This window comes from Streptomyces cellostaticus (genome assembly GCF_023630175.1).
GTDB lineage: Bacteria > Actinomycetota > Actinomycetes > Streptomycetales > Streptomycetaceae > Streptomyces > Streptomyces cellostaticus_A.
In genome coordinates this window covers 34,013-57,154 of record NZ_JALLIN010000031.1, presented here as the reverse complement: position 1 = coordinate 57,154, position 23,142 = coordinate 34,013, and the positions used below count along the sequence as shown (strand labels likewise).

Here is a 23,142-nt window from a genome sequence, read left to right as displayed (position 1 = left end):
GAGGCTCCTTGGGCTCGCCGTTCTGGTGGGCACCTTTCATAACATACTGTCACTAAGGGTATGAAAAGGATAACCACGCCCGGGGTGGGAGCGTCCGCGGAGCACGGGCCCCCTTGGAGAACGAGACTCCGGGGGCCGGGTTCCGGCCCTACGGCGTCGCGGCGGGGGGCTTGGGTGCCGCCTTCCTCGCCGGTTTCCGGGCCGGCTTGTCGCTCTTGTCACCGGTGAAGGCCTCGTACTCCTTCAGGACGTCCTCCGTGGCCCCGTCCATGCGCAGTTCGCCGCGCTCCAGCCACAGCACCCGCTCGCAGGTGTCCCGGATCGACTTGTTGTTGTGGCTGACCAGGAAGACCGTGCCCGCGTGCTTGCGCAGCTCGCGGATGCGGGCCTCGGAGCGGTGCCGGAAGGAGCGGTCGCCGGTGGCCAGCGCCTCGTCGATCAGCAGGACGTCGTGGTCCTTGGCGGCGGCGATGGAGAAACGCAGCCGGGCCGCCATGCCGGAGGAGTAGGTCCGCATCGGCAGGGTGATGAAGTCGCCCTTCTCGTTGATCCCGGAGAAGTCGACGATCTCCTGGTAGCGCTGCTTGACCTGCTCCCGGGACATGCCCATGGCCAGTCCGCCGAGGTGGACGTTGCGCTCGCCGGTCAGGTCGTTCATCAGCGCCGCGTTGACGCCGAGCAGGGAGGGCTGGCCGTCGGTGTAGATGCGCCCGTTCTCCACGGGCAGCAGACCGGCGACCGCCTTCAGCAGCGTCGACTTGCCGGAGCCGTTGGTGCCGATGAGGCCGATCGCCTCCCCCTTGTGGGCGACGAACGACACCTTCCTGACCGCGTGCACCTTGCGCACACCGGCCGCCTTCTCCGTCTGTCGGCGCCGCAGGATGCGGTTGAGGGCGGCGGTGGCGGTGCCCCGCCCGGCGCCGGTGCCGTTGACCCGGTAGACGATGTCGACCCGGTCGGCGACGACGGTGGGGATCTGCTCGCTGGTGGTCCCGGTCTGCTCAGCCACGGCCGTAGGTCTCCTCAGCCTTCCAGAAGTAGATGAAGCCGCCGACCCCGGCGAGCAGGGCCCAGCCCGTCGCGACCGCCCACACGTGCGGGGGCAGGGTGTGGAAGCTGTCGATCAGCGCGAACCGCATCAGGTCGATGTACACGGCGGCCGGGTTCAGCTCCAGCAGCAGTTTGACGATGTGCGGCAGGTGGTCGTTCTTGTCGATCTTGTCGATGCTCCACATCACGCCGGACACGTACATCCAGGTCCGCAGCACGAACGGCATGAGCTGCGCGATGTCGGGGGTCTTCGCGCCCATGCGGGCCATGACCATCGACACGCCGGCGTTGAACGTGAACTGGAGCACCAGGGCGGGGATCGCCAGCACCCACGAGGCGGCGACCGGGACACCGAAGCAGAGCAGGATGACGACGAGCGCGGCCATCGAGAACAGGAGCTGCTGGAGCTGCTGGAGCGCGAAGGAGATCGGCAGTGCGGCGCGCGGGAAGTGCAGGGCGCGGACCAGGCCGAGGTTGCCGGCGATGGCCCGGGTGCCCGCCATGATCGAACTCTGCGTGAACGTCCAGATGAACACGCCGGTGACCAGGAACGGCACGTAGTCGGGCACGTTGTGCTTGGTGCCCAGCAGCACGCCGAAGATGAAGTAGTAGACCGCCGCGTTCAGCAGCGGGGTCATGACCTGCCAGACCTGGCCGAGCTTCGCCTGGCTGTACTGGGCGGTGAGCTTGGCGGTGGCGAAGGCGGTGATGAAGTGGCGGCGCGCCCACAGCGCGCGGACGTACGCGGGCAGGGAGGGGCGGGCGCCGCTGACCGACAGGCCGTGCCGGGCGGCCAGCGCCGCGAGGTCGTCCTCGGCCGGGACCTGGGTCGGGGGCGGTGTGTGGAGGACCTGACTCACATCCGCTGCTTTCGCTCGGGGGAGGGGGGTGCGTCCGGCGGTCGCCGGGCCTGAGGGGTCCCCGTCCGTCATCCGGCGTTTCCTTACGTTTGTCTTCACGTTCTCTTACGTCGGGACGGGACCGTATCGTCGCAACGTGAGAGTAGAACCAACGAACGTCGGAACGCAACCGTTTCGTCGTAACGCCCTATGCTGGTCCGTATGACGACGAACGCCGACGAGACCCCGAAGCGTCCGCGCCGCCGGGCCCCCGCGGGGGCCGCCGTGCTCCGGGAGGACGTGACCGAGGCCATCCGGGCGGCCGTCTTCGAGGAACTGGCGGCCGTCGGGTACGCCAGGATGTCCATCGAGGGGATCGCGCGGCGGGCGGGCGTCGGCAAGACGGCGGTGTACCGCCGGTGGCGTTCGAAGCTTCACCTGGTGCTCGACGTGGTCTCGGCGATGGCCGTGCTGGGACTCCCGGTACCGGACACCGGCTCGCTGGAGGGCGACCTCCGCCTTCTCTACGGCGTCACGTCCCGCGCCCTGCGCCACCCCGTCGCCTCGCAGATCATCCCCGACCTCCAGGCGGAGGCGGCGCGCAGTCCCGAGATCGCCGAGGCGCTGCAGAAGGCGGTGCGGGACGGCCAGGACTCGATGGCCAGCAGGATCGTGGCCGCGGCGGAGCGGCGCGGGGAGGTGCGGTCCGGGGTGGACACCGACCTCGCCCTGGACCTGATCTCCGGACCCCTGTACTGGCGCTCGGTGGTGATCCGTTCCCCCAGGCTCCCGAAGAACTACCTGGACACCCTCGCCCGCGCGACCGCGGCGGCCCTCGCCGCCCTGTGACGGGCCGCCCGGGCGGCGGTGCGCCCGGCTGAGTCCCGGAGTCCCGGGACTCGGAGTCCCGGAGGCCGGGCCCGAGGCCTGGCGGGGCAAGGGGCCTGCGGGGTGCCGGAGCCAGGAGCCTCCTACCGGCGGGCCGCCTCCGGGTGCAGGTGGATCCAGCCCTCCCAGGCCGAGCCGATCATGTCCTGGACGTCGCGCTTGGCCCGCCAGCCCAGTTCGGTGGCGATGCGGTCGGCGGAGGCCACCACGCGGGCCGGGTCGCCGGGGCGGCGGGCGGCGACGGCCGGGGGGCGGTCGTAACCGGTGACCGCGTTGACGCGGTCGATCATCTCGCGGACCGACACGCCCTCCCCGCGGCCGATGTTGAGGGTCAGTTCGCGGCCCGGGTCGGAGCGCAGCGCGCGGGCCACCGTCACGTGGGCCTCGGCCAGGTCGGCCACGTGGATGTAGTCGCGGACGCAGGTGCCGTCGGGGGTCGGGTAGTCGTCGCCGAAGATCCGCGGGGGCAGCCCCTCGGTGAGCTTCTCGAAGATCATGGGGACGAGATTGGAGACGCTCGCGTCGGCCAGTGCGGGAGCGGCCGCGCCCGCCACGTTGAAGTACCGCAGGGACGCGGTCGCGAGCCCGGCCGCCCGGCCCGTCGCGCGCACCAGCCACTCGCCGGCGAGCTTGGTCTCGCCGTAGGGGGAGAGCGGCACGCAGGGGGTCTCCTCCGTGACCAGCTCCACGTCCGGCATGCCGTACACGGCGGCGGACGAGGAGAACACGAACGACGAGACCTCGGCCGCCACCGCCGCCTCCAGCAGGACGCGCAGGCCCTCCACGTTCTCCCGGTAGTAGCGCAGCGGGTGCTCCACCGACTCGCCCACCTGCTTCTTCGCCGCCAGGTGGACGACGCCGGTGACCTCGTGCGCGGCGAGCGCGCGGGTCACGGCCCCGGTGTCCAGGATCGAGCCCCGCACCAGGGGCACCCCGCCCGGCACCCGCTCGGCCACCCCCGTGGACAGGTCGTCGTAGACGACCGTCCGCTCGCCCGCCTCGGTCATCGCGCGGACGACGTGCGCCCCGATGTAACCGGCGCCGCCGGTGATCAGCCAGGTCATGACGGCCGTCCCCTCGTCAGTGGCCGGCCGCTGGCGGCCGGCGGCTCTTGGTCCCCCGGTGGTCGGTGAAGCAGGCGGCGCACCCGGTCGCGGGCCACCGCCAGCATGCCGTGCGCTCCGGCCGCCACGCGCAGTGCCAGCGCGCCGGAGTGGGTGGCGTACGGCTGTACGAGCAGTACACCGTGCCGGGCGCTCGGGACGACGCGCCGGCGCAGCCGGCCGGCGCCCGGCAGGGCGTGCGCGGTGACGTCACGGACCGCACCGTTGGCGAACCGCGCGGTCAGGCGCAGGTCCCAGGTGCCCGCCCCGAGCGCGGCCAGGTCGACGGGCGCCTCGGCCGACCAGCTTCCCGCACCCGCGGGCGTGAGGGCAGTCGTGACGCGCAGGCCCGTGTGCCCGTCCCGCCGGGACCGCCACTCCACCTCCAGCTCCCGCGGCCCGGCCGCGGCCACCCGTCCGTACAGCTCGTGCAGCCGCAGACGCAGCCGGGTGTCCCGGGCGCGCGGGCGCAGCTCCGCGTCCAGCGCGAGGGGCAGGACGCCGGTGGGCCGGGTGAGCAGGGGCGCGAGGGTGACCTGGGGCAGCTCGGGCGACCAGACGGGCGTGCCGTCGGCGCCGCGGGCGTAGGGCGGGAGCAGCCGGGCCGGGCGGGCGGCGAGTTCGCGGAGGCGCGGCAGGTCGCGCGGCTCGGGCGACTCCAGGACGACCCGGCCGAGCAGCCGTCCGGGGGCCGCCGGGTTCAGCTCCCAGTCGGCGGCGTCGTAGCGCGCGAGGTACTCGCGGGTGTGCGCCCACCACGCGCGCTGGTAGCGGGCGTCGCGCAGGCCCAGCTCGCGCGCGTACATACGCAGCTCGTGATCCAGGAACTTGGCCCGTGCGGCCCGCGCCAGCACCTTCTGCCCGGCGTTCAGCAGGATCTCGTACGCCAGCGCGCACGCCTGTGTGCGCGCATGCCAGTTGGCGACGTCCTCGCGGTCGAGCGAGAGCGAGAGCCGCTCGGCGGACCGGCGCACGTGCCACACGTACACCCGGTCCGGTACGAGCGCGACGCGCGGCGCGGCGGCCAGCACGCGCGCCGTGAAGACGAAGTCCTCGTAGAGGAAGCGGCCTTCGGGGAAGCGGATGCCGTGCTCGCGCAGGAAGCCGGTCCGGTACAGCTTGTTGACGCACAGGGTGTCGTGGACGAGACGGGGGCGCTGGGAGGGGCGCGTGAGGACGGCGGGCGCCGTGTAGAGCGCCGTCTGCCACGGCTGTTCGCGCCCTGAGGGCAGCTCCCGGCGCACGCAGAGCCCGCCCGCCACCTCGGCGTCCGCCTCGGTGGCGGCCGTCAGCAGCGCCGCCACCGCGCCGGGCGGCAGCACGTCGTCACTGTCGAGGAACATCACATAGGGCATCGTCACCGCGTCGATCCCGGTGTTGCGCGGGGTGCCGCAGCCGCCGCTGTTCACGCTCCGGCGCACCACCCGCAGCCGGGGCTCCCCGGCGGCCAGCCGGTCCAGCAGCACGCCGCTGCCGTCCGTCGAGCAGTCGTCCACGGCGACCACCTCGCCGACGGCGGGCCCCTGGCGGAGCGCGGAGCGTACGGCGTCGGCGACGTGGGCGGCGTCGTCGTAGCCGATGACGACGACACCGACCTGGGGCGCCGGGCGCGGGTGTCGCGGTTCGGTACTCATGGAGTCCACGGGCCGGGAGTGCGGATAAGTCGGTATTGCCCCATTGCGGACCGCTCAGTGCCCGGTCCGGAAGGCGGTCGGGGGCCGGGCGGAGCCGTGCCGGGGGGAGCGGGCTCCGAGGCCGGCGGCCGGGCCGATCGCGACAGCCGGGCGAAGGGCGGCACGGCCGCCGCCGCCAGCAGTGCGTTGCGGTCCGGCCTCGGCGGGCAGCCGGTCCGGGTGCCGCCCACCACCTCGCGGCAGAGCACCGGGTGGGCCGGCGAACTCAGCGCGCTCGCCGCGAGCGGGAAGGCGCCGTGCGACAGCAGGCCGTACCAGTGGAAGTGCGGGCACCACACCTCGCGCGGTACCGCGCCCCCGCCCGGCAGGGGCGAGCCGTCGTGCGTGAGCGGCCACGACATCAGGGCGCGGGTGACGAGCCAGACGGCGGTGAGGGCGAGGACCGGGCCGGCGGTGACACGGAGGCGGTTCATCACGCGGAAGCCTAATCCGGGTGGATGGAGTATTTGTGTTGATACGCCGCCATTACCGGCAAAGGTTCTCTAATCGCAAAAGATGAGTGCGTGGTGAACCTCGGCTCTCCTGTGAGAACGCGGCCGTACGGGGAAGCGGCGGCGGGACCGGTCACGGCCGCCCCGCCCGGCGGTACGGGCCGGTTGCCGGCCCGCGTCCGGTGGGCCGTCGCCGTGTGCGTGCCCGCGCTGGTGATGCTCGCGCTCGGCTGCTGGGGGCTCGACCGGGGCGGGATGTGGCGCGACGAGGCCGTCACCTTCCAGGTGGCCCGCCGCACGGTGCCGCAGATCTGGCGGCTGCTGCACGACGTGGACGCCGTGCACGGCCTGTACTACCTCCTCGTGCACGCCGTGCTGACCGTCCACCCCGGCGAGGTCGTCCTCAGGCTGCCGTCCGTGTGCGCGGCAGCGGTGACCGCGGGCCTGGTCGCCGCGCTCGGCTCCCGGCTGGCGAGGCCACGCGTCGGGCTCTGGGCCGGGCTGCTGTACGCCGTCTCGCCGATGGCCGGTCACTACGCCCAGGAGGGCCGCTCGTACGCGCTGGTCGCGGCCGGCGCCACGGCGGCGACGCTGCTGTTCACGCGGGCCGTGCGCGGCGGCACCTGGTGGGCGTACGGCACGGTCGTCGCCCTCACCTGCTGGCTGCACGAGTTCGCGCTGCTGCTGCTGCCCGCCCACGCGCTGTCGCTCGCGCTGGCCCGGGTGGGGCCGCGGGCGTGGCGCGGCTGGGGGTGCGCGGCGGCTGCGGCGGGACTCGGACTGCTGCCCCTGGTGCTCGTGTCCCGGGCCCAGTCGGCGCAGGTGGCGTGGCTGCGACCGCCGACGTGGGCGACGGCCCAGGGGCTGCTGCGCATGTTCCTCGGGCCCGCGGACGGTGTGTTCTGGGCTTGCCTGGGGCTGGCCCTGGTGGGGCTGCTGGGACTGTCGGCGCCGGGCGGGCGGCGGGGGGAGCCGACGTGTGCGGGCGTCGCCGCGCCGCTGGCCGTGGTTCCGCCGCTCGCGCTGATGCTGGTGTCGCGGATGTCGCCGCTGTACGTCGACCGGTACGTGCTCTACGCCCTGTCGGGTGTGCCGCTGCTGGTGGCCGCCGGGGCCGACCGGCTGCTGTCGCTCCGCCCTCGCACCCCGCTCGCCGCCCCGGCCGGCGCCGTCGCCGTCCTCCTGGCCCTCACCCACCAGCTCCCGCTGCTGCGCGCCGACCGCGACCCGGCCCGACGTCCCGACGACCTCGCCGCCGTCGCCCGGGCGGCCGACCGGGGGCTGCGCCCGGGCGACCCGGTGCTGTTCCTCCCGGCGCGGACGCGGAACACGGCCCTGACCTATCCGGCGGCCTTCCGTGGCGCGCGGGACCTGGCGCTGGCGGAGCCGGCCGCCGGGTCCGGGACCCTCTACGGGCGGGAGGCGGGACCGCTGAGGCTGCGTCACCGGATGGCCTCGCTGGAGCGTGTCTGGGTGATCGCCGACCGGGACGTGCTCGCCGGGCGGTGGACACCCGGCAGTCCCGTGGAGCGGGCGAAGTCCGCCGTGCTGGCGGAGGAGTTCACGCCGGTCCGGGAGTCCGTGCGGGGCGAGGTGGCGGTGCGGCTCTACGTCCGCCGTGCCCTGCCCGGCCTCAGCGGGGCCCCGGAGCCTCCGCCAGTGCCGCCGCGTCCAGCGCGTCGGTGAGCCGGTCCAGGCGCTCGCGCAACTCGCCGATCTCCGCCAGTTCGAAGCCCGTGGCCGCCGCGATGCGGCGTGGCACCTCCAGGGCCCGCTCGCGCAGTGCCGCCCCCTGCCCGGTCAGCCGGACCTGCACCGAGCGCTCGTCGTGGGCGCTGCGCTCCCGCGTGACCAGACCGGCCGCCTCGAGCCGCTTGACCAGTGGCGAGAGTGTCCCGGAGTCGAGCCGCAGACGCTCCCCGAGTTTCTTCACCGGCAGGTCGCCGTGCTCCCACAGCACGAGCAGCACCAGGTACTGGGGGTAGGTGAGCCCGAGGTCCTTGAGGATCACGCGGTACACGCCGTTGAAGGCGCGGGACGCCGCGTTCAGGGAGAAGCAGATCTGGCGGTCCAGCCGCAGCCACTCCGAGTCCGGGGCGGCTTCGGTGGCCGACGGGGTCGGCGGCGGGGTCGGCGAGGCGCTCATGGCTCCAGGGTAGCTCTTTCCGGCCATTTAGTTGTACACAATTTAATTGTGTGCTCTACTTGTGGTCGTGCAGCGGCCCGAACGGGGCCGCCGGGACGCAACCGACTCCCAGAGGGATGGTCTTCATGGACGCGCTCTACACCGCTGTCGCCACCGCCACCCACGGCCGCGACGGTCGTGCCGTCTCCTCCGACGGCAAGATCGACGTCAAGCTGGCCCCGCCGGTGGAGCTGGGCGGCGACGGCCAGGGCACCAACCCGGAGCAGCTCTTCGCCGCCGGTTACGCCGCCTGCTTCGGCAGCGCGCTCGGCCTCGTCGGCCGCCAGGCGAAGGTCGACGTCACCGACGCCGCGGTGACCGCCGAGGTCGGCATCGGCAAGCAGGGCGAGGGTTTCGGCCTGCAGGTGACGCTGCGCGTGGAACTGCCCGAGACCGTGGACGAGGCGACCGGCCGCAAGCTGGTCGAGACCGCCCACCAGGTCTGCCCCTACTCCAACGCCACCCGCGGCAACATCGAGGTCGACCTCGTCATCGAGTAGCCGGACCCGTCACCGGCGGCCGGCCTGCCGCGCCCTCGGGGCCGGCGACTCGCCGCCGACCGCCTGGCCGGGGATCCGCACGGACCCCGGCCCGGCCGGCATGGACTCGCCGAGCAGGAGGGTCCGTACGACCCGCTCGGCCGCCCGCCCGTCGTCGAACTCGCAGAACCGGGCCCGGAACTCCGCCCGCAGCCGCTGCGACTCCGCGTCCCGCCACGCCCCGGACGTGAACACCCGGACCAGCTCACGGCAGGAGCGGGACACGTGGCCGGGCGCCTCCGCGGTGATGTCGAGATAGGCGCCCCGGCTCGCGGTGAACGCGGCCCAGTCGTCGGCGTGCACCACGATCGGCCGGTCCAGGACGGCGTAGTCGAACATCAGGGACGAGTAGTCCGTGACCAGCGCGTCCGAGGCGAGCATCACCTCCTCGACGTCCGGTTCGTCCGTCGCGTCGACCACGACCCCGCGCCGGGCCAGCTCGGTCAGGCCCATGCCGCGCGCCGGACCGGCCGCCAGCGCCGGGTGCAGCCGGACCACCAGGGTGCTGCCCTCGCCCAGGCCGGCCGCGAACCCGGCCAGGTCGATCCTCTCCACGTGCCCGCCGCGCCGGTAGTCCCGGCGGGTCGGCGCGTACAGCACCACCCTGTGGTCCGCCGGGATGCCGTGCCGCAGCCGGAAGCCGTCGCCCGCCCCCGCGGCCGCGCCGGCCAGCACGTCGTTGCGCGGGCTGCCGGTGCGCACCGAGGTGAAGTGACAGGGGTAGGCTCGTTCCCAGACCAGCTCCGAATGGCGGTTGGCGACCAGGCTGTAGTCCCAGCGGTCGGCCCGGCGCAGCATCTGAGGGACGTCGAAGCCGAGCCGGGCGCCGGGCTTGTCCAGCAGGTCGGCGCCCATGTACTTCAGCGGGGTGCCCTGATGGGTGTGGATGTGCACGCTGCCGGGCCGTTTCACCAGCGTGCCGGGCCAGTTGACGTCGTTGACGAAGAACTTGGCGCGCGCGGTGATCTCCAGGCAGCGCCGTGAGTCCACGAGCACGTGCTCGACGCCGGCCGGCAGCCGCCGGGCGGCCTCCTCGTCGCGCACCACCCACACCCCGCGCAACCGCGGGGCGATCTCCAGCGCCTTGCGGTAGACGGCGGCCGGATCGCCCAGCACACCCCGGTGCGAGGACGCCGAGTACACCACCAGGTTCTCGTCCAGCGGCCGGTGCGCGTGCAGCCGGGCCCAGCCGCGCCGGGTCCGGGCACCGACGGCCCGCCGGGCCGGTCCCGCCCGCCGCACGGCCTCGCGCCCGGCCGTCCCCGCCCGCCGCTTCAGCAGGTACCGCGCGTAGCCGCCCGCCAGCACGGCGACCTCGCCGTCGACGAGGGCTCCCTCGGGCCGGTACCGGCGGAACATCTCCGCCGTGCGCCGGAAGAACTCGGCCCGGTCCGACGGCGGCAGCCGGTCCGGCTTGGCGAGGATGTCCAGACAGTGCTCGCCCATCTTGCGGTGCAGGTACGGCCGCCAGTCCGCCAGCTCCGGGCGCCCGTCCACGAAGGCGAAGACCCGCTCGTACTGGTCGTGGATGTCGAAGTGCTTGCGGCTGGTGGTGGAGAGGATGTTGCCCTGTCTGCGCTGCCGGTAGTTCAGGCAGATCCGGTCCAGCACGGCGATCCGCCGGGCACTGAGCATGACCGGGAAGGTCCAGGGGGTGTCCTCGTAGTACCCGGGCGGGAACTCGAAGCCGTTCTCCTCGACGAAGTCGCGCCGGTAGACCTTGTTCCACACCACCATCAGCAGGTCCAGGATCTCCGGCCGGCCGGCCGCCGTGAAGGTCTCGGCACCGGCGTCGGCGAGCACGTGCGCCAGGGCGTTGCGCCGGGTGCCGCCCCACCAGTAGGTGCGCGCGTAGTCGAAGACCAGGACGTCCGGGTCGCCGGCCTCCGCCAGCCGGTCGGCCACGGCGCGCAGCGCACCCGGGGTGAGAGTGTCGTCACTGTCCAGGAAGAACAGGTAGTCGCCGGTGGCGTGCGGCAGTCCGGCGTTGCGGGCCCGGCCGAGACCGGCGTTCTCCGGCAGGTGCAGCACCTTCACCCGCGGGTCACGGGCCGCGTACTCGTCCAGGATCGCGCCGCACCCGTCCGGGGAACGGTCGTCCACGGCGATCAGCTCGAAGTCGGCGAAGGACTGCCGCAGCACCGAGTCCAGGCACTCGCGCAGGAAGCCCTGCACCTTGAAGCAGGGGACGATGAGACTGAGACGGGGCACGGGTCAGCTCCTCACGAGGGTCGCGGCGGCGGGGGCGGGCACGCGCTCCGCGAGCGGGACCACCGGTGGGATCGCCTCCGGCGGCTCGCCGAGCAGCACCCGCCGCACGACGCGTTCTGCGGCCCGCCCGTCGTCGAACTGGCAGAACCGCTCCCGGAACGCGGCCCGCAGCGCCGTGGACCGCGGTCCCGCCCAGGAGCCGTCGCGGAAGACCCGGGCCAGCTCGCCCGGGGTCCGGGCGACCGGCCCCGGCGGCTCGGCCGGGAGGTCGAAGTAGACGCCCCGCGTCTCGCGGTAGACCTCCCAGTCGTCGGCGTACACCACGATCGGCCGGTCCAGGTTGGCGTAGTCGAACATGATCGAGGAGTAGTCGGTGACCAGCGCGTCCGCCGCCAGGCACACGTCCTCCGAGGAGCGGTGCGCGGTGACGTCGATGACCCGGCCGGAGCCCGCCGGGCGCCCGCGGTCGTAGAAGTAGTGGGCGCGCAGCAGGACGACGACGTCCTCACCGGCCGCCTCGCAGAACGCCTCCAGGTCCAGGCCGGCTTCGAAGCCGGTGTGGTGGTCGCGGTGCGTCGGCGCGTACAGCACCGCCGTCGCCCCGTCGGGCACGCCCAGCTCCCGGCGGACGCGGACGACGTCGGCGGCGGTGGCCGTGCAGAAGACGTCGTTGCGCGGATAGCCGTACTCCAGGTGCTCGTACGAACCGGGGAAGGCGCGCTCCCACATCTGCGTGGAGTGGCTGTTGGAGGACAGGTTGAAGTCCCAGCGGTCCACCCGGCCCAGCAGCTTCGTGAAGCTGCCGGACCGCGCCGCCACCACCGGGTACGTCGACTGGTCCACCCCCATCGTCTTCAGGGGCGTGCCGTGCTGGGTCTGCAGGTGCACACTGCCCGGCCGCTTCACCACGCCCTCGGCGAAGTTGGCGTTGTTGACCAGGTAGGTGGCGCGGGCCAGCACCTCCCAGTAGCGGCGGGAGCCGATCACCGCGTGCTCGACGCCCTCCGGCATCGTGTGCGCCTGGTCCGCCTCGACCAGGAACACCGAGCGGATGTGCGGGGCGAGTTCCCGTGCCTTGGCGTGGATCGCGGCCGGGTTGCAGGTGTACCCCCGGCCCCAGTAGGCGCAGAACACCGCGAGTTGAGGATCCAGGGGCCGGCGCAGGTCCCGGGCGTAGCGCAGCCGGGTGCGCAGCATGCGCGGGCGCGCCAGCCGCTCGGCGGACCGGGACACCGCCCGGTTGGCACCCCGCAGTGCCCGGAACGCGGTGTACGCGCCCGTCGCCAGCAGCCGGTGCTGCACCCCCAGGCTGCCGGCGGGCACGTGGTGGCCGGCCGGCCGGTGCTTGCGGTAGAGCCGGGCGGCCCGGCGGAAGAACGCGCGGTGCGCGGAGGGCAGCCGCTCCGGGCGGGACGCCGTCCTCAGCACGTGTGCGAAGAGCTGGTCGAACAGGGCCCGCGCCCGCTCGGCGGACAGCCCCGCCACGGCCGCCCGGGTCAGCACCAGCTCCACCTGGTCCAGCAGGGTGTGCTGGTGCGGCCCGGGCAGGTTGAGCCGGCTGCCCTGGCGGCGCGACCGGTGGCGTGCGACCACCCGGCGCAGCACCGCGATCCGCCCGGCCGCGATCCCGGTCAGCCCGCTCCAGCCGAGGTCGGTGAAGTACCCCTCGGAGAAGAGGAGTTCGTGCCCGGTGAGGAAGGCCCGGCGGTAGGCGGTGCCGGACACCGGCAGTCGCACGCCGGTCAGCTCCGGGAACCGGTCCGGGGCGAAGGCCCCCTTCGGCGCCTTCGCCAGCAGCGGCGCGGCCGGGTTCGCCGGCTCGCCCTCCCACCAGGGGGTCCGCTCGTGCTCGGCGTACAGCACGTCGACGCCCGCCGTCTCGGTCAGCCGCGCGTCCAGGGCCGCCAGCGCACCCGGCAGCAGCAGGTCGTCGCCGTCCAGGAACAGCACGTACGCGCCGCCCGCCGCCCGCATCCCGGCGTTGCGCGCCCCGCCCAGTCCCGCGGACGGCGGCGAGTGGGCCGGGGTCACCCGGGAGTCCCGCCCGGCGTACGCGGCGGCCACCGCGGCGGCCGGGGAGTCCGGTGCGTCGCAGACCGGGATCAGCTCCAGGTCGCCGAAGGACTGACCGAGGACCGAGTCCAGCGCCTGGGACAGCCGGCCGGCGACCCCGTGGGACGGGACGATGATGCTGAAGCGGGGCATTCTGCTCTTTCCGTTGGCTTGCCGACGCGGCCCGGCCGTCCGGCGGGACGCCAGGTGGGCGGCCGGACCGGAGTGGGCCGCGTCGTACTGAGGGGCATGGGAACTCCCGTAAGGAACAACGCCGTTCAGAGGCTCTCGGTGACGGTGCGCGGGCTGGAAGGTCGCGGCACGGTGACGAGCGGGGAACGCGGAGCCGCCGCCGCGGCCGACGGCACCGGCCTGCGCTCGGCGAGCGGGACGAACGCCGGCAGCCCCCGCGTCTCGCCCAGCACCACCCGCCGTACGACCCGTTCGGCGGCGCGTCCGTCGTCGTAGGGGCAGAACCGCTCCCGGAAGGCCGCGCGCAGCCGGCCGGAGCCGGGGTCCCGCCACCTGCCGGTGGCGAAGACGTCGATCAGCTCGTCCTCACCGGCGGCGACCGCGCCCGGCGGGAAGGCGCGCAGGTCGAAGTAGACACCCCGGGTCGCGGCGTAGGTGTCCCAGTCCCCGGTGTGCACGACGATCGGCCGGTCCAGACACGCGTAGTCGAACATCAGGGACGCGTAGTCGGTGAGCAGCGCGTCCGAGGCCAGGCAGAGGGACGCCACGTCCGGATGCCCGGAGACGTCGATGATCCGGCCGCCGTCGGCGCGGGAGGCGGCCCGCGGGGCGGGGGAGCGGTCGAGGACGACGAAGCGCGGGCCGAGCAGGCGCTGCATCCGCTCCAGGTCCAGCAGCGGGCGCTGGGTGCGGCGGTGGTCGCGGTGGGCCGGAGCGTACAGGACGGCGACCGCGCCCTCCGGCACACCCAGCGACGCCCGCAGCCGGGCCACGTCCGCCGAAGTGGCGTGCTGGAACACGTCGTTGCGCGGCGAGCCGTACTCCAGCGTGGTGTAGCGGCCCGGGTACACCCGCTCCCAGGTCAGGGTGGTGTGCCGGTTGCCGGACAGCACGTGGTCCCACTGGTCGACGGCCCGCAGCAGCTCCTCGAAGTCCGTGCCCGCGGCGGCCGCCGGACGCTCCTGCAGGTCCAGGCCCCGGTGCCCGAGCGGGGTGCCCTGCTCGGTCTGGACGAAGACCTGGCCCCGGCGCTTGCGCACCCCGGGGCCGAAGTGGCCGTCGTGCACCAGGTACTTGGAGCGGGCCAGGGCCGTCCAGCAGGCGGCCGTCCCGGGGCGCAGCCGGCGCGGGCCCGGCGGAACCGCGTGCTGGTGTTCCGGGCGGGCGATCCAGGCGGTGCGGATGTGCGGCGCGTGCGTGCGGAACGCCTCCTCCAGGGCGCCGGGCCCGCCGCCCGGCCCCTCCTGGGCGCCGAACACCGCGTGGTCGGCGCGCAGCGGCAGGCGGAGCTGGATCCGGTAGTGCAGCCGGAGCGCGCCGGCCCGAAGGGCGCGGGTGAGCCCTTGCGCGTGCAGCAGTGCGCGACGCCGCAGGGCCGCGGCCAGCCGCAGGGCGCCGAAGGTGCGGTGCAGGCCGAAGCGGACCAGGGTGTGCCGCAGCCGGGAGCGGGCGGGAACCCGTGCGCCGGGGACGCGGTAGCGGCGGTGGTGCGCCCGGGCCCGGCGCAGGAACTCGGCGCGGCTGCCGCGCGGCAGCCGGTCCCGGCGGGTGAGGACCGTGACGTAGTGGTCGATCATCCGGCCGAACAACTCGGCACGCCAGACATCGAGTTCGGGATGCCGCTCGACGTAGGCGAACACCCGCTCGTACTGCTCGAAGACATCGAAGTGCCTGCGGCTGGTGGTGCCCAGGATGTTGCCCCGGCGGCGCTGCCGGTAGCGCACGCACACCCGGTCCAGGGTGGCGACGGACTCCGCCGCCATCAGCGTGGGGAAGGTCCAGGGAGTGTCCTCGTAGTAGCCGGGCGGGAAGGCGAAGCCCCGCTCCTCGACGAACTCCCGCCGGTAGGCCTTGTTCCAGGCGACCATCAGCACCCGCAGCAGTCCCGGGCGGTCCGCGAGACGGAACGGCGCCGGACCCTGTTCGGTCAGGTGGGCGGCCGCCTGGTTGCGGACCGTCTCGCCGGTCCAGAAGGCGCGCGCGTAGTCGAAGACCAGGACGTCCGGCTCGTCGGTCTCCTTGATCCGGTCGGCGATCGCCCGCAGCGCGTCCGGGGTGAGCGTGTCGTCGCTGTCCAGGAAGAGCAGGTAGTCGCCCGCCGCCCGGGCCATGCCCGCGTTGCGGGCGCGGCCCAGACCCTGGTTCTCGGGGAGGTGCACGACCCGCACGCGGGCGTCGCGGGCCGCGTACTCGTCGGCGATCGCGCCGCAGGCGTCCGGGGAGCAGTCGTCCACGACGATCAGCTCGAGATCGGGACAGGACTGGGAGAGCACCGAGTCCAGACACTCGGACAGATACGCCTGGACCTGGTACGCGGGGACAATCACAGTGAACCTGGGCACGGGACATCCATGGGTCGGTCGGCACGGGCGTCTGGCCCGGGAACGGCCGATGGAGTGAATTGGTTACGGTGCGTACGGCGTTCGGGGGACACCGCGAACCCGCCGGACACGCGCCGAGGGACGGGCCGCGGCGGGCCCGCCCCTCGACGTCGGTGCGCCGGAGGTCTACTTGACCGCGCCCGCCATCACCCCGGACACGAACTGCCGCTGGAACGCGAAGAACACGGCCAGCGGGATCACCATGGAGATGAACGCGCCGGGTGCCAGCACGTCGATGTTGTTGCCGAACTGCCGTACCTGCGTCTGCAGGGCGACCGTGATCGGCTGCGAGCCGGACTTGGTGAACACCAGCGCGACCAGCATGTCGTTCCACACCCACAGGAACTGGAAGATGCCCAGACTCGCGATCGCGGGCCCGCCGAGCGGCATCACCACCCTTGTGAACAGCCGCAGTTCACCGGCGCCGTCCAGACGGGCCGCCTCGAGGAGCTCCCTGGGGATCTCCGCGAAGAAGTTGCGCAGCAGGAACACCGCGAACGGCAGGCCGAAGCCAACGTGGAACAGGACCACCCCGAGGATCGTTCCGAACAGGCCGATGGTGCCGAACAGTTCGGCGATCGGGATCAGGGCCACCTGCACCGGCACCACCAGCAGGCTGACCACACCGAGGAACCACCAGTCCCGGCCCGGGAACTCCATCCACGCGAACGCGTAGCCCGCGAGCGAGCCGATCACCACCACCAGGACGGTCGCCGGGACCGTGATCAGCACGGTGTTCACCAGGGAGTCGGTGATGTCGCCGTTCTCCAGCAGCTTCCGGTAGCTGTCGAAGGTGAGCTGGGAGGGCTTGGCGAACACCTGCCACCAGCCGCTCGCGCTCATGTCCTCCGGCGAGCGCAGCGACGAAATGAGCAGGCCGATGGTCGGCACCAGCCAGAACAGGCCCACGAGGAGGAGGAAGAAGCGGACCAGCCCCCCGTTGAGCCGCCCGGTGATCCGCGCGGCCCGCGGCTGCCGGGCCCGCACGGCCGTGTCACCGGGGGTCACCTTCCCGATCCTTCCGGCGGTCGCGCTCATCGCCGCCCCTCCCTCCGCAGCCGGCGGACGTTGAACAGCATCACCGGGATCACCAGCAGCAGCAGGAACACCGCGATCGCGCTGGCGATGCCCGGCCGGCCCTCCGCGAAGCCCTTGCGGTACAGCTCCAGCGCCAGCACGTTGGCGTCGTCCTGGGAGGAGCCGGGGGCGATGATGTAGACGAGGTCGAAGACCTTCAGCACGTTGATCATCAGCGTGACCACGACCACCGCGAGGACGGGCGCGAGCAGCGGCACGGTGACCTTGCGGAACACCTGCCACTCGCCGGCGCCGTCCACGCGCGCCGCCTCCAGCAGCTCCCGGGGCACGCCCGCGAGCCCGGCGGCGATCAGCACCATCGCGAAGCCCGCCCACATCCACACGTACGACCCGATGACGGCCGGGGTGACCAGCGCCGGGCCGAGCCAGTCGACGCCGTTGTACGGCTCCTTGAAGTTGCTCGCCGGCAGCCGCAGCAGCGCTCCGTCGGCCGACGCGGGCAGCGCGAAGGTGCCGTCGCCCGCGGCCTCGGTGGAGGCCACCACCCGGCCGTCCCGCACCGCCTCGATCCGCATCCCGGCGTAGCCCAGCTCGGACGGGTCGGGCGAGCCCGGCCTGCCGACGCCCTTGCCGCGCGTGAAGTCCTGCCAGGTGGTGCCGGTGACCTTCCCCGGCTCCGCCGCGGCGGCCACGGCGCTCCTCGCGCCGTCCGGCATACGGTCCGGGGCCACTCCGACCAGAGGGAGCGTGACCGGCTGCCCGGCGTGCACGGGGGCGGAGGTGATGAAACCGCCCGCGTCCGCCTTCAGCGGCGAGTCACGGCCCGGGTGCGCCTTCGGGAACGCCGACGCCTGGGCGAAGGTGTCGTGGACGCCCACCCACACCGCGTTGGCGACGCCCCTGTCCGGGTCCTGGTCGTACACCAGCCGGAAGATGATCCCGGCCGCCAGCATCGAGATCGCCATCGGCATGAAGACGACCAGTTTGAACGCCGTTCCCCAGCGCACCCGTTCGGTCAGTACCGCGAAGATCAGGCCGAGCGCGGTGGAGACCGCGGGCGCGAACACCACCCAGATGACGTTGTTCTTCAGCGCCGTGCGGATGCCGTCGTCCGTGAACAGCGCCTTGTAGTTGTCGAGCCCGGCGAAGCCGTCGCCGGAGGCGTCGTAGAAGCTGCGGACGACCGAGTACCCGATCGGGTAGACCACGAGCGCGCCGAGCAGCACCAGGGCGGGCAGCAGGAACAGGGCTGCCACGGTCCGGCGGGTGCCGGTCACGCTCTTGCGGCTCTTGGGCGCGGCCGGACCCGGTGGGGCCCCGGCCGCCGCTGCCGACGCCATGGCCGGCTCAGCTCCCGTTCCCGTACGCGGCCGCCGCGTCCTTCTCGAGCCGTTCCTGGGTGCCCGCGACGTCCTTCGGGTTCTTCAGGAAGTCCTGCAGGTCCTTCCACTCGCCCTTGCCGGGGGTGCCGCCGAACGCCTGCGGGGCCTGGTCGGACATGTCGAAGCGGAAGTCGTCGCCGGAGGCGATCAGCGCCTTGGCGATGGTGCGCTGCACCTCGTTCGGGTACGCCGACTGCGGCACGTTCCTGTTCGGCGAGAGGTAGCCGCCGAGCTTGGCCTGGATGGTCGCCGCGTCCGGGGAGGCCAGGAAGGTGGCGAGGGCCTGGGCCGCCTTGGAGTCCTTCAGCACGACGGCCGCGTCACCGCCGGAGACCACCGGCGCGTCGGAACCCACGGCGGGGAACGGGAACACCTTCGCGTCCGAGCCCACCTTCGCCTTGGTGTCGCCGATGTTGACCTGCGCGAAGTCGCCCTCGTAGACCATGGCGGCCTTCGGCTGGTCACCGCCGGTGAAGGTCTGGGTGACGGAGGCCGGGAACTCGGTCTGCAGCGCGCCGTCCGCGCCGCCCGCCACATAGTCCTTCCTGCCCCAGATCTGGGCCAGCGTGGTGAGCGCCTGCCGCACCGACGGATCGGTCCACTTGATCTCGTGCTGGGCGAGCTGGTCGTACTTCTCCGGGCCGGCCTGGGACAGATAGACGTTCTCGAACCAGTCCGTCAGCGTCCAGCCGTCGGCGCCGCCGACCGAGAACGGGGTGACCCCGGAGTCGTACACCGCCCGGGCGGTGTTCAGCAGCTCCTGCCAGCTCTGGGGCTCCTGGGCGCCCGCGTTCTCGAAGGCCTTGGCGTTGTACCAGATCAGCGACTTGTTGGCGGCCTTGTAGTAGACGCCGTAACTCTTGCCGTCGACCTTGCCGATGTCCTGCCAGCCCTGCGAGTAGTTCTTCCGCAACTCTTCCAGCGCGTCCGCGCCGAGCGGCTTCGCCCAGCCCTTCTGCACGGCCTGCTTGATCGCGCCGGGCTGCGGCAGCAGCGCCACGTCCGGCGGCTGACCGCCCGCGATCTTGGAGCCCAGGAAGTTGATGATCGGGTCCTGCGCGGGCACGAACGTCACCTTCGCGCCGGTGCGCTTCTCGAACTCCGCCAGGACCTTCTTGAAGTTCGCCTGCTCGGTGCCGGTCCAGACGGCGGCGACCTCCAGCTTCGCGCCGTTCAGCTTGGGCAGGTCCAGGGTGGAGCCGGTGGCCCCGCCGCCCGTGTCGCCGTCGCCCTTCCTGTCGCTGTCGCCGCCGGAGCAGGCGGTCAGCGCGAGGGCTCCCGCGAGCAGTGCGGCGAGCGTGGTGACGGCCCTGTGTGTCCGGATGGTGCCGCTGTTGCTGCGCATCACTTCCCCGTTCGTCGTTCTCCGTTGAACGTCAGGACTCTGTCCCGTCCGATCCGGTCTACGCCGGGCCGGACGGGGGCGGCAAGAGCGCCTGCGCCGTCCAGCGGTCCATCGTGACCGGCTCGTGATCGGCGGGGTATGCGCGGACTTCCGGACGGGCCGTCAGAGCAGCGAGGGCACCTCCGCCGCGGCGACCTCGCGGGCGGCCCGCTGCACCGCGCTCGCCAGCAGCGCCAGATCCGTCGGGCCGTTGCCCAGCTCCCGCACCGGGCGGCGGGCCGGCGGATCGCCCATGCGCTGCCACTCCAGCGGCACCACCGTGGGCCGCTGGGTCGCGGTCCGCGGGATACGGCCGGTGACCCGGCCGCCCTGGAAGCCGACCGCCCGGCCGTCCGGGTGGATCAGCCGGCCGCGCCCCGGCGCCGGTTCGCCGCCCGGCTCAGCACCGCGCTCGGCCGGAGCGGAACCCGAGCGCCCGGCGGACGGCGCGTCCAGGGCGACGCGCAGCGTGGCCCGCCGGGCCGGCTCCGTCTCCGCCGTACGGCCGCCGGTGCCGGCCGTCGCCACGAGGTGCACCCCGAGCCGCTCGCCGTCCCGGGCCACCGCCTCCAGCGCCCGCAGCACCGACCCGGCGGCGGGCCGGCCCGGTGAGCCGAGCCCGGGGGACACCAGCGCGTCCAGATCGTCGACGACCACCACGAGCCGGGGCAGCGGCGGCGCGGCCTCGGCGCGCTGCCGTGCCGCGGCACCGGGCCGCAGCCGCAGCGTGGAACTGGGCGGCGCCTCTATGTCCCCGGTCGCGTCGGACGCGCCGGCACCGGACCCGGCGGTGCGGCCGCTCGGGGAGCGCTGCGCGACGATCCGGCCCGGCACCGCGCGCCCGGTGTGCCACCGGGCGAAGTCCGCCAGGCCCAGCAGCTCCGCTCGCCGCTTCAGCTCCGCGGTCAGCGACTGCGCGAACTCCCGCATGCGCACCGGGTCGTTGGCGACGAGATGGGTCGTCACATGGGGTATGTCGGTACAGACGCGCAGTCCCTCGCCGCGCCCCGCGCCGGTGCCGACGCCGTCCCGGCCGTCGATCAGCACCATGCTCAGCCGGTCGGGCCGCTCGGCCGCGGCGAGCGAGGCGGCCACCGTCCGCAGCAGCTCGGTGCGGCCGCTGCCGGGTGGCCCCTCGATCAGCAGGTGCGGCCCGTCGGCCACCAGGTCGACGGTGAGCGGTCCGTGCGGCCCGGCTCCCAGCACCGCCCTGGCCCGGCCCGCCGGGGACGCCGTGTCGTCGGCCGCGTCCGCCCACCGGGCCATCAGCGAGGCCGGGGTGGCCCGGGCCAGCCCCAGCTCGTCCAGCAGCCGCGCGGACGCCGGCAGCGGTACGGCCACCCGTGCGTGCGGCTCGGCGAGCGGGCCCTCCGGCCGCAGCGGGGCCAGCGCCCGCGCGAACCGCTCGGCCCAGGCGGGGGATACGGCGTCGACGGTGGCGAGGGCGCCCGGGCCGATCGGGCCGGTGGGCGCGACCCGCATCAGATGGAGCGCGCCGGCCACGTCACCACCGAGCAGGGCGACGGCCCCGCAGTGCCGGAACGTGGGCGTGGCCGCGCAGGCGGCCTCGTAGGTCCGGGTCACCGGCGAGGCGGCGGAGGCGGGCTCGGTCTCGGCGAGGCACACCACGTGGATCCCGGCCCGCGGCCCGGCCACGGCCAGCCGTGCCAGGGACTCCCGCAGGGCCGCGCCTCCCGGGTCCCCGTCCACGACGACGACCGTGTACGGCCCCGGGAAGCCGCCGGTTCCGGCCGGGCCGGCGTCCTCCCTGGCCCACGACGGGCGGCGCGCGGCCGTCCGGGACCCGGCGTCCGCGGGGGCGGCCGGCGGGACCGGTCCGGCGTCCGGTGCCCCGTCGGGTCCGGCGTGGCCGTCCGCCGCCGCGGTGGCGGAGACCGCCGTACCGAACGCCGTGCCGGTGGCGGAGGCCGGTCCGGCGGGGAAGGCCGGGGCCGGGTGGGCGTCGTGGTCCGGGGCTCCGCGGTCGTCGTGCTGCCGCGGACCCGGTACGGAGGCGGTACCGGTGTGCGTGCCGCCGCCGGTCGCGGAGCCCCCGTGCTCCGCCGGGGCCGTCCGGGGCCTGGCCGTGCCCCGGCCCGTCGCCGCGTACTCCTCGACCCGGCGCAGCAGCTCCTGGACGCGGGCCGCCGCCTGCTCGCGGTCGTGCGCGAGCAGCAGGCGGCAGTCCTGGCCGTGACCGGGACGCACGTGCGGCAGCCAGCCGAGCCAGGACCACTCGGCCGCGCGCTCCGCCTCCGGGCGGGCCCGGTCCGCGCTGACCAGCACGATCTCCAGCAGGTCGGGGGAGTGCAGCGCGGCGAGCTGGGCCAGCACCGCGCGGGCCAGCCCGGACAGCCGGGGGCGCGGCCCCGCCAGGCCCAGCGCGCCCGCCTCGCGCAGCGCGGCGGTCACCGGCACGGCGGGCAGCACGCCCGAGCCGTCCGGCGCGCCGCGGTCGGTCGTGCCGAGCCGTACGGTCAGCGCCTCCGGGTGCCCGGGCCCTCGCTCCCACAGCCGGGGTCCCGGGCCCAGCGCGGTGAGCAGCAGCGCGGCCGGGTCCGGCCAGGTCTCGGGCCGCTGGGACGCGCCGGTGCTTCCGGCGGCGGCCGGGCCGGGCACCGCGCCGTACTCCTCGGGTACGGCGGCGGGCAGTTCCCCGCGGCCGCCCGTCAGCCGGCGTGCCCACGCGCCGAGCCCGCCGCGCCGCCGCACCCCCGGCGGGACGTCGGTGCCCCGCGGCGGCGTGCCCTTGCGGGTGCCGGGGCCGGTGTCCCCGGAGAACTCCGTACGGGCGGGCGCGCCGACGCCGTGCCGTCCGGCGTGGGTGTCCCCACTGTCCGCGCCGTCGGCGCCGGGCAGAGCGCTCAGGCTCTCCGCGGCGGGCACCCCGGCCCGCCCCGGCGCCGCACGGGGCGCCGCGCGGTCGAGGCCGGCGTCGTGGTCCGCCGAGCCGTAGGCGTGCCGGGTGGGCCCGGCCGGGTCGCCGCCGCTCCGGGCGGCGGTCGGCTCCGCGCGCGCGTGCTCCTGCGGGTCGCCCGGGAGCACCCGCAGGCACCCTTCCCCGTCCGGCACCGTCGCCGTGCGCGCCCCGGGTCCCCCGGACGGCGTAACCCGCAGGGCGGACTCCCCGATCCGCAGCAGCGCGCCCGCCGGGAACGGCGCCGGGCGCTCGGCCACGCGCGTGCCGTCCAGGGTGGTGCCGTTGGTGGAGCCGAGGTCGGTGACCGAGACCCGGCCGTCGGCGCCGACCGTGACCGCGCAGTGCAGACGGGAGACGTCCGGGTCGTCCAGCGGGACGTCGGCGTCGGCGGAACGGCCGACGGTGATCCGGCCGCCGTGCAGCAGGTGGACCCCGCCCGCGTCCGGCCCGGCCACCACGTGCAACTGGGTCGGGGCGTCGTCCAGCTCGGGATGCGGCTCGGGGGCCGCCGGGGCGCCCAGGGACAGCACGGCCCCGTCGACCAGCGGGGGCTCGCCCAGGACGCGGCGGCGCGCGTCCAGCCGCTCCGCGCCCGCGTACAGCACCACGGGGGAGCCGCCGGTGTCCCGGCCAGCGCCGCCCTCCCCGGCGACCGCCGCGGCCAGTCCCGACGCCACCGCGGCCAGATCCGTGCCCGCGGGCGCCGTCACCAGCACGTCACGGCTCACGGCACGGCCCCGCTGCGGGGACGGGCCCAGCGGATCTACGACGGTCAGCCGGATCTGCATCGCCGTCAGCGGTCCCTTCTGCCCGGGCGCGGACTACCCCACCCCCCGCACGAGCACGTCGGCCA

At 74.4% G+C, this 23,142-nt stretch carries 16 protein-coding genes; 3 read left to right on the top strand and 13 right to left on the bottom strand.

Annotated elements, in window-relative coordinates:
• Positions 1-148: 148 nt before the first annotated feature.
• On the bottom strand, positions 149-1,009 hold the full coding sequence (locus MXD57_RS20490) for an ABC transporter ATP-binding protein (RefSeq protein ID WP_250403075.1): 861 nt from the start codon (positions 1,007-1,009) through the stop codon (positions 149-151).
• Positions 1,002-1,910 (bottom strand): ABC transporter permease, encoded by a 909-nt coding sequence (locus tag MXD57_RS20485; protein ID WP_250403073.1) that lies wholly within the window; start codon positions 1,908-1,910, stop codon positions 1,002-1,004. The genes MXD57_RS20490 and MXD57_RS20485 overlap by 8 nt, the downstream gene beginning before the upstream one ends.
• A gap of 201 nt (positions 1,911-2,111) precedes the next feature.
• Between MXD57_RS20485 and MXD57_RS20480 the strand changes: the two genes are divergently transcribed.
• Positions 2,112-2,738 carry a TetR/AcrR family transcriptional regulator gene (locus MXD57_RS20480; RefSeq protein WP_250403072.1) on the top strand — a complete coding sequence of 209 codons (627 nt, stop codon included), beginning with the start codon at positions 2,112-2,114 and terminating at the stop codon, positions 2,736-2,738.
• 122 nt (positions 2,739-2,860) lie between these two features.
• Here the strand turns inward: MXD57_RS20480 and galE are convergent, their stop codons facing one another.
• From galE to MXD57_RS20465, 3 genes are read right to left on the bottom strand one after another with little or no spacing between them, the layout of a single operon-like run.
• Entirely contained in the window at positions 2,861-3,841 is a 981-nt protein-coding gene (gene galE, locus MXD57_RS20475; RefSeq protein ID WP_250403070.1) for a UDP-glucose 4-epimerase GalE, read from the bottom strand.
• Positions 3,838-5,514, bottom strand: coding sequence for a glycosyltransferase family 2 protein (locus tag MXD57_RS20470; RefSeq protein WP_250403068.1), 1,677 nt, complete (start codon positions 5,512-5,514; stop codon positions 3,838-3,840). Before MXD57_RS20470 ends, galE begins: the two co-directional genes overlap by 4 nt.
• Positions 5,511-5,987, bottom strand: coding sequence for a hypothetical protein (locus MXD57_RS20465; protein ID WP_250403066.1), 477 nt, complete (start codon positions 5,985-5,987; stop codon positions 5,511-5,513). The genes MXD57_RS20470 and MXD57_RS20465 overlap by 4 nt, the downstream gene beginning before the upstream one ends.
• A gap of 234 nt (positions 5,988-6,221) precedes the next feature.
• Between MXD57_RS20465 and MXD57_RS20460 the strand changes: the two genes are divergently transcribed.
• Positions 6,222-7,691, top strand: a complete 1,470-nt coding sequence (locus MXD57_RS20460) for a glycosyltransferase family 39 protein (protein ID WP_284505861.1) — start codon at positions 6,222-6,224, stop codon at positions 7,689-7,691.
• Here the strand turns inward: MXD57_RS20460 and MXD57_RS20455 are convergent.
• Positions 7,639-8,151 (bottom strand): MarR family winged helix-turn-helix transcriptional regulator, encoded by a 513-nt coding sequence (locus tag MXD57_RS20455; protein ID WP_250403062.1) that lies wholly within the window; start codon positions 8,149-8,151, stop codon positions 7,639-7,641. The two genes, MXD57_RS20460 and MXD57_RS20455, sit on opposite strands and share 53 nt — an antisense overlap.
• A 125-nt stretch (positions 8,152-8,276) precedes the next feature.
• Here MXD57_RS20455 and MXD57_RS20450 point away from each other — a divergent pair, with 125 nt between their 5' ends.
• Positions 8,277-8,690 carry an organic hydroperoxide resistance protein gene (locus tag MXD57_RS20450; protein ID WP_250403060.1) on the top strand — a complete coding sequence of 138 codons (414 nt, stop codon included), beginning with the start codon at positions 8,277-8,279 and terminating at the stop codon, positions 8,688-8,690.
• 9 nt (positions 8,691-8,699) lie between these two features.
• On the opposite strand, the gene MXD57_RS20445 is transcribed toward MXD57_RS20450, so the two are convergent.
• The 7 genes from MXD57_RS20445 to MXD57_RS20415 all read right to left on the bottom strand — a co-directional run bounded on the left by MXD57_RS20445 (position 8,700) and on the right by MXD57_RS20415 (position 23,077).
• Positions 8,700-10,940, bottom strand: coding sequence for a bifunctional glycosyltransferase/CDP-glycerol:glycerophosphate glycerophosphotransferase (locus tag MXD57_RS20445; RefSeq protein WP_250403058.1), 2,241 nt, complete (start codon positions 10,938-10,940; stop codon positions 8,700-8,702).
• A 3-nt stretch (positions 10,941-10,943) separates the two neighbouring features.
• Positions 10,944-13,145, bottom strand: a complete 2,202-nt coding sequence (locus MXD57_RS20440) for a bifunctional glycosyltransferase/CDP-glycerol:glycerophosphate glycerophosphotransferase (protein WP_250403057.1) — start codon at positions 13,143-13,145, stop codon at positions 10,944-10,946.
• Between the two features lie 125 nt (positions 13,146-13,270).
• Positions 13,271-15,526 carry a bifunctional glycosyltransferase/CDP-glycerol:glycerophosphate glycerophosphotransferase gene (locus tag MXD57_RS20435; RefSeq protein WP_250403055.1) on the bottom strand — a complete coding sequence of 752 codons (2,256 nt, stop codon included), beginning with the start codon at positions 15,524-15,526 and terminating at the stop codon, positions 13,271-13,273.
• A 165-nt stretch (positions 15,527-15,691) separates the two neighbouring features.
• The gene (locus MXD57_RS20430) at positions 15,692-16,603 is read right to left on the bottom strand and encodes a carbohydrate ABC transporter permease (RefSeq protein WP_250403054.1); all 912 of its coding nucleotides are present in this window, start codon (positions 16,601-16,603) and stop codon (positions 15,692-15,694) included.
• Complete coding sequence (locus MXD57_RS20425; protein ID WP_250403053.1) at positions 16,600-17,943, bottom strand: carbohydrate ABC transporter permease; 1,344 nt, start codon at positions 17,941-17,943, stop codon at positions 16,600-16,602. The genes MXD57_RS20430 and MXD57_RS20425 overlap by 4 nt, the downstream gene beginning before the upstream one ends.
• A 7-nt stretch (positions 17,944-17,950) precedes the next feature.
• The gene (locus tag MXD57_RS20420; RefSeq protein ID WP_250403052.1) at positions 17,951-19,330 is read right to left on the bottom strand and encodes an ABC transporter substrate-binding protein; all 1,380 of its coding nucleotides are present in this window, start codon (positions 19,328-19,330) and stop codon (positions 17,951-17,953) included.
• Positions 19,331-19,492: 162 nt separating this feature from the next.
• On the bottom strand, positions 19,493-23,077 hold the full coding sequence (locus MXD57_RS20415) for an FHA domain-containing protein (RefSeq protein WP_250403051.1): 3,585 nt from the start codon (positions 23,075-23,077) through the stop codon (positions 19,493-19,495).
• Positions 23,078-23,142: the final 65 nt, after the last annotated feature.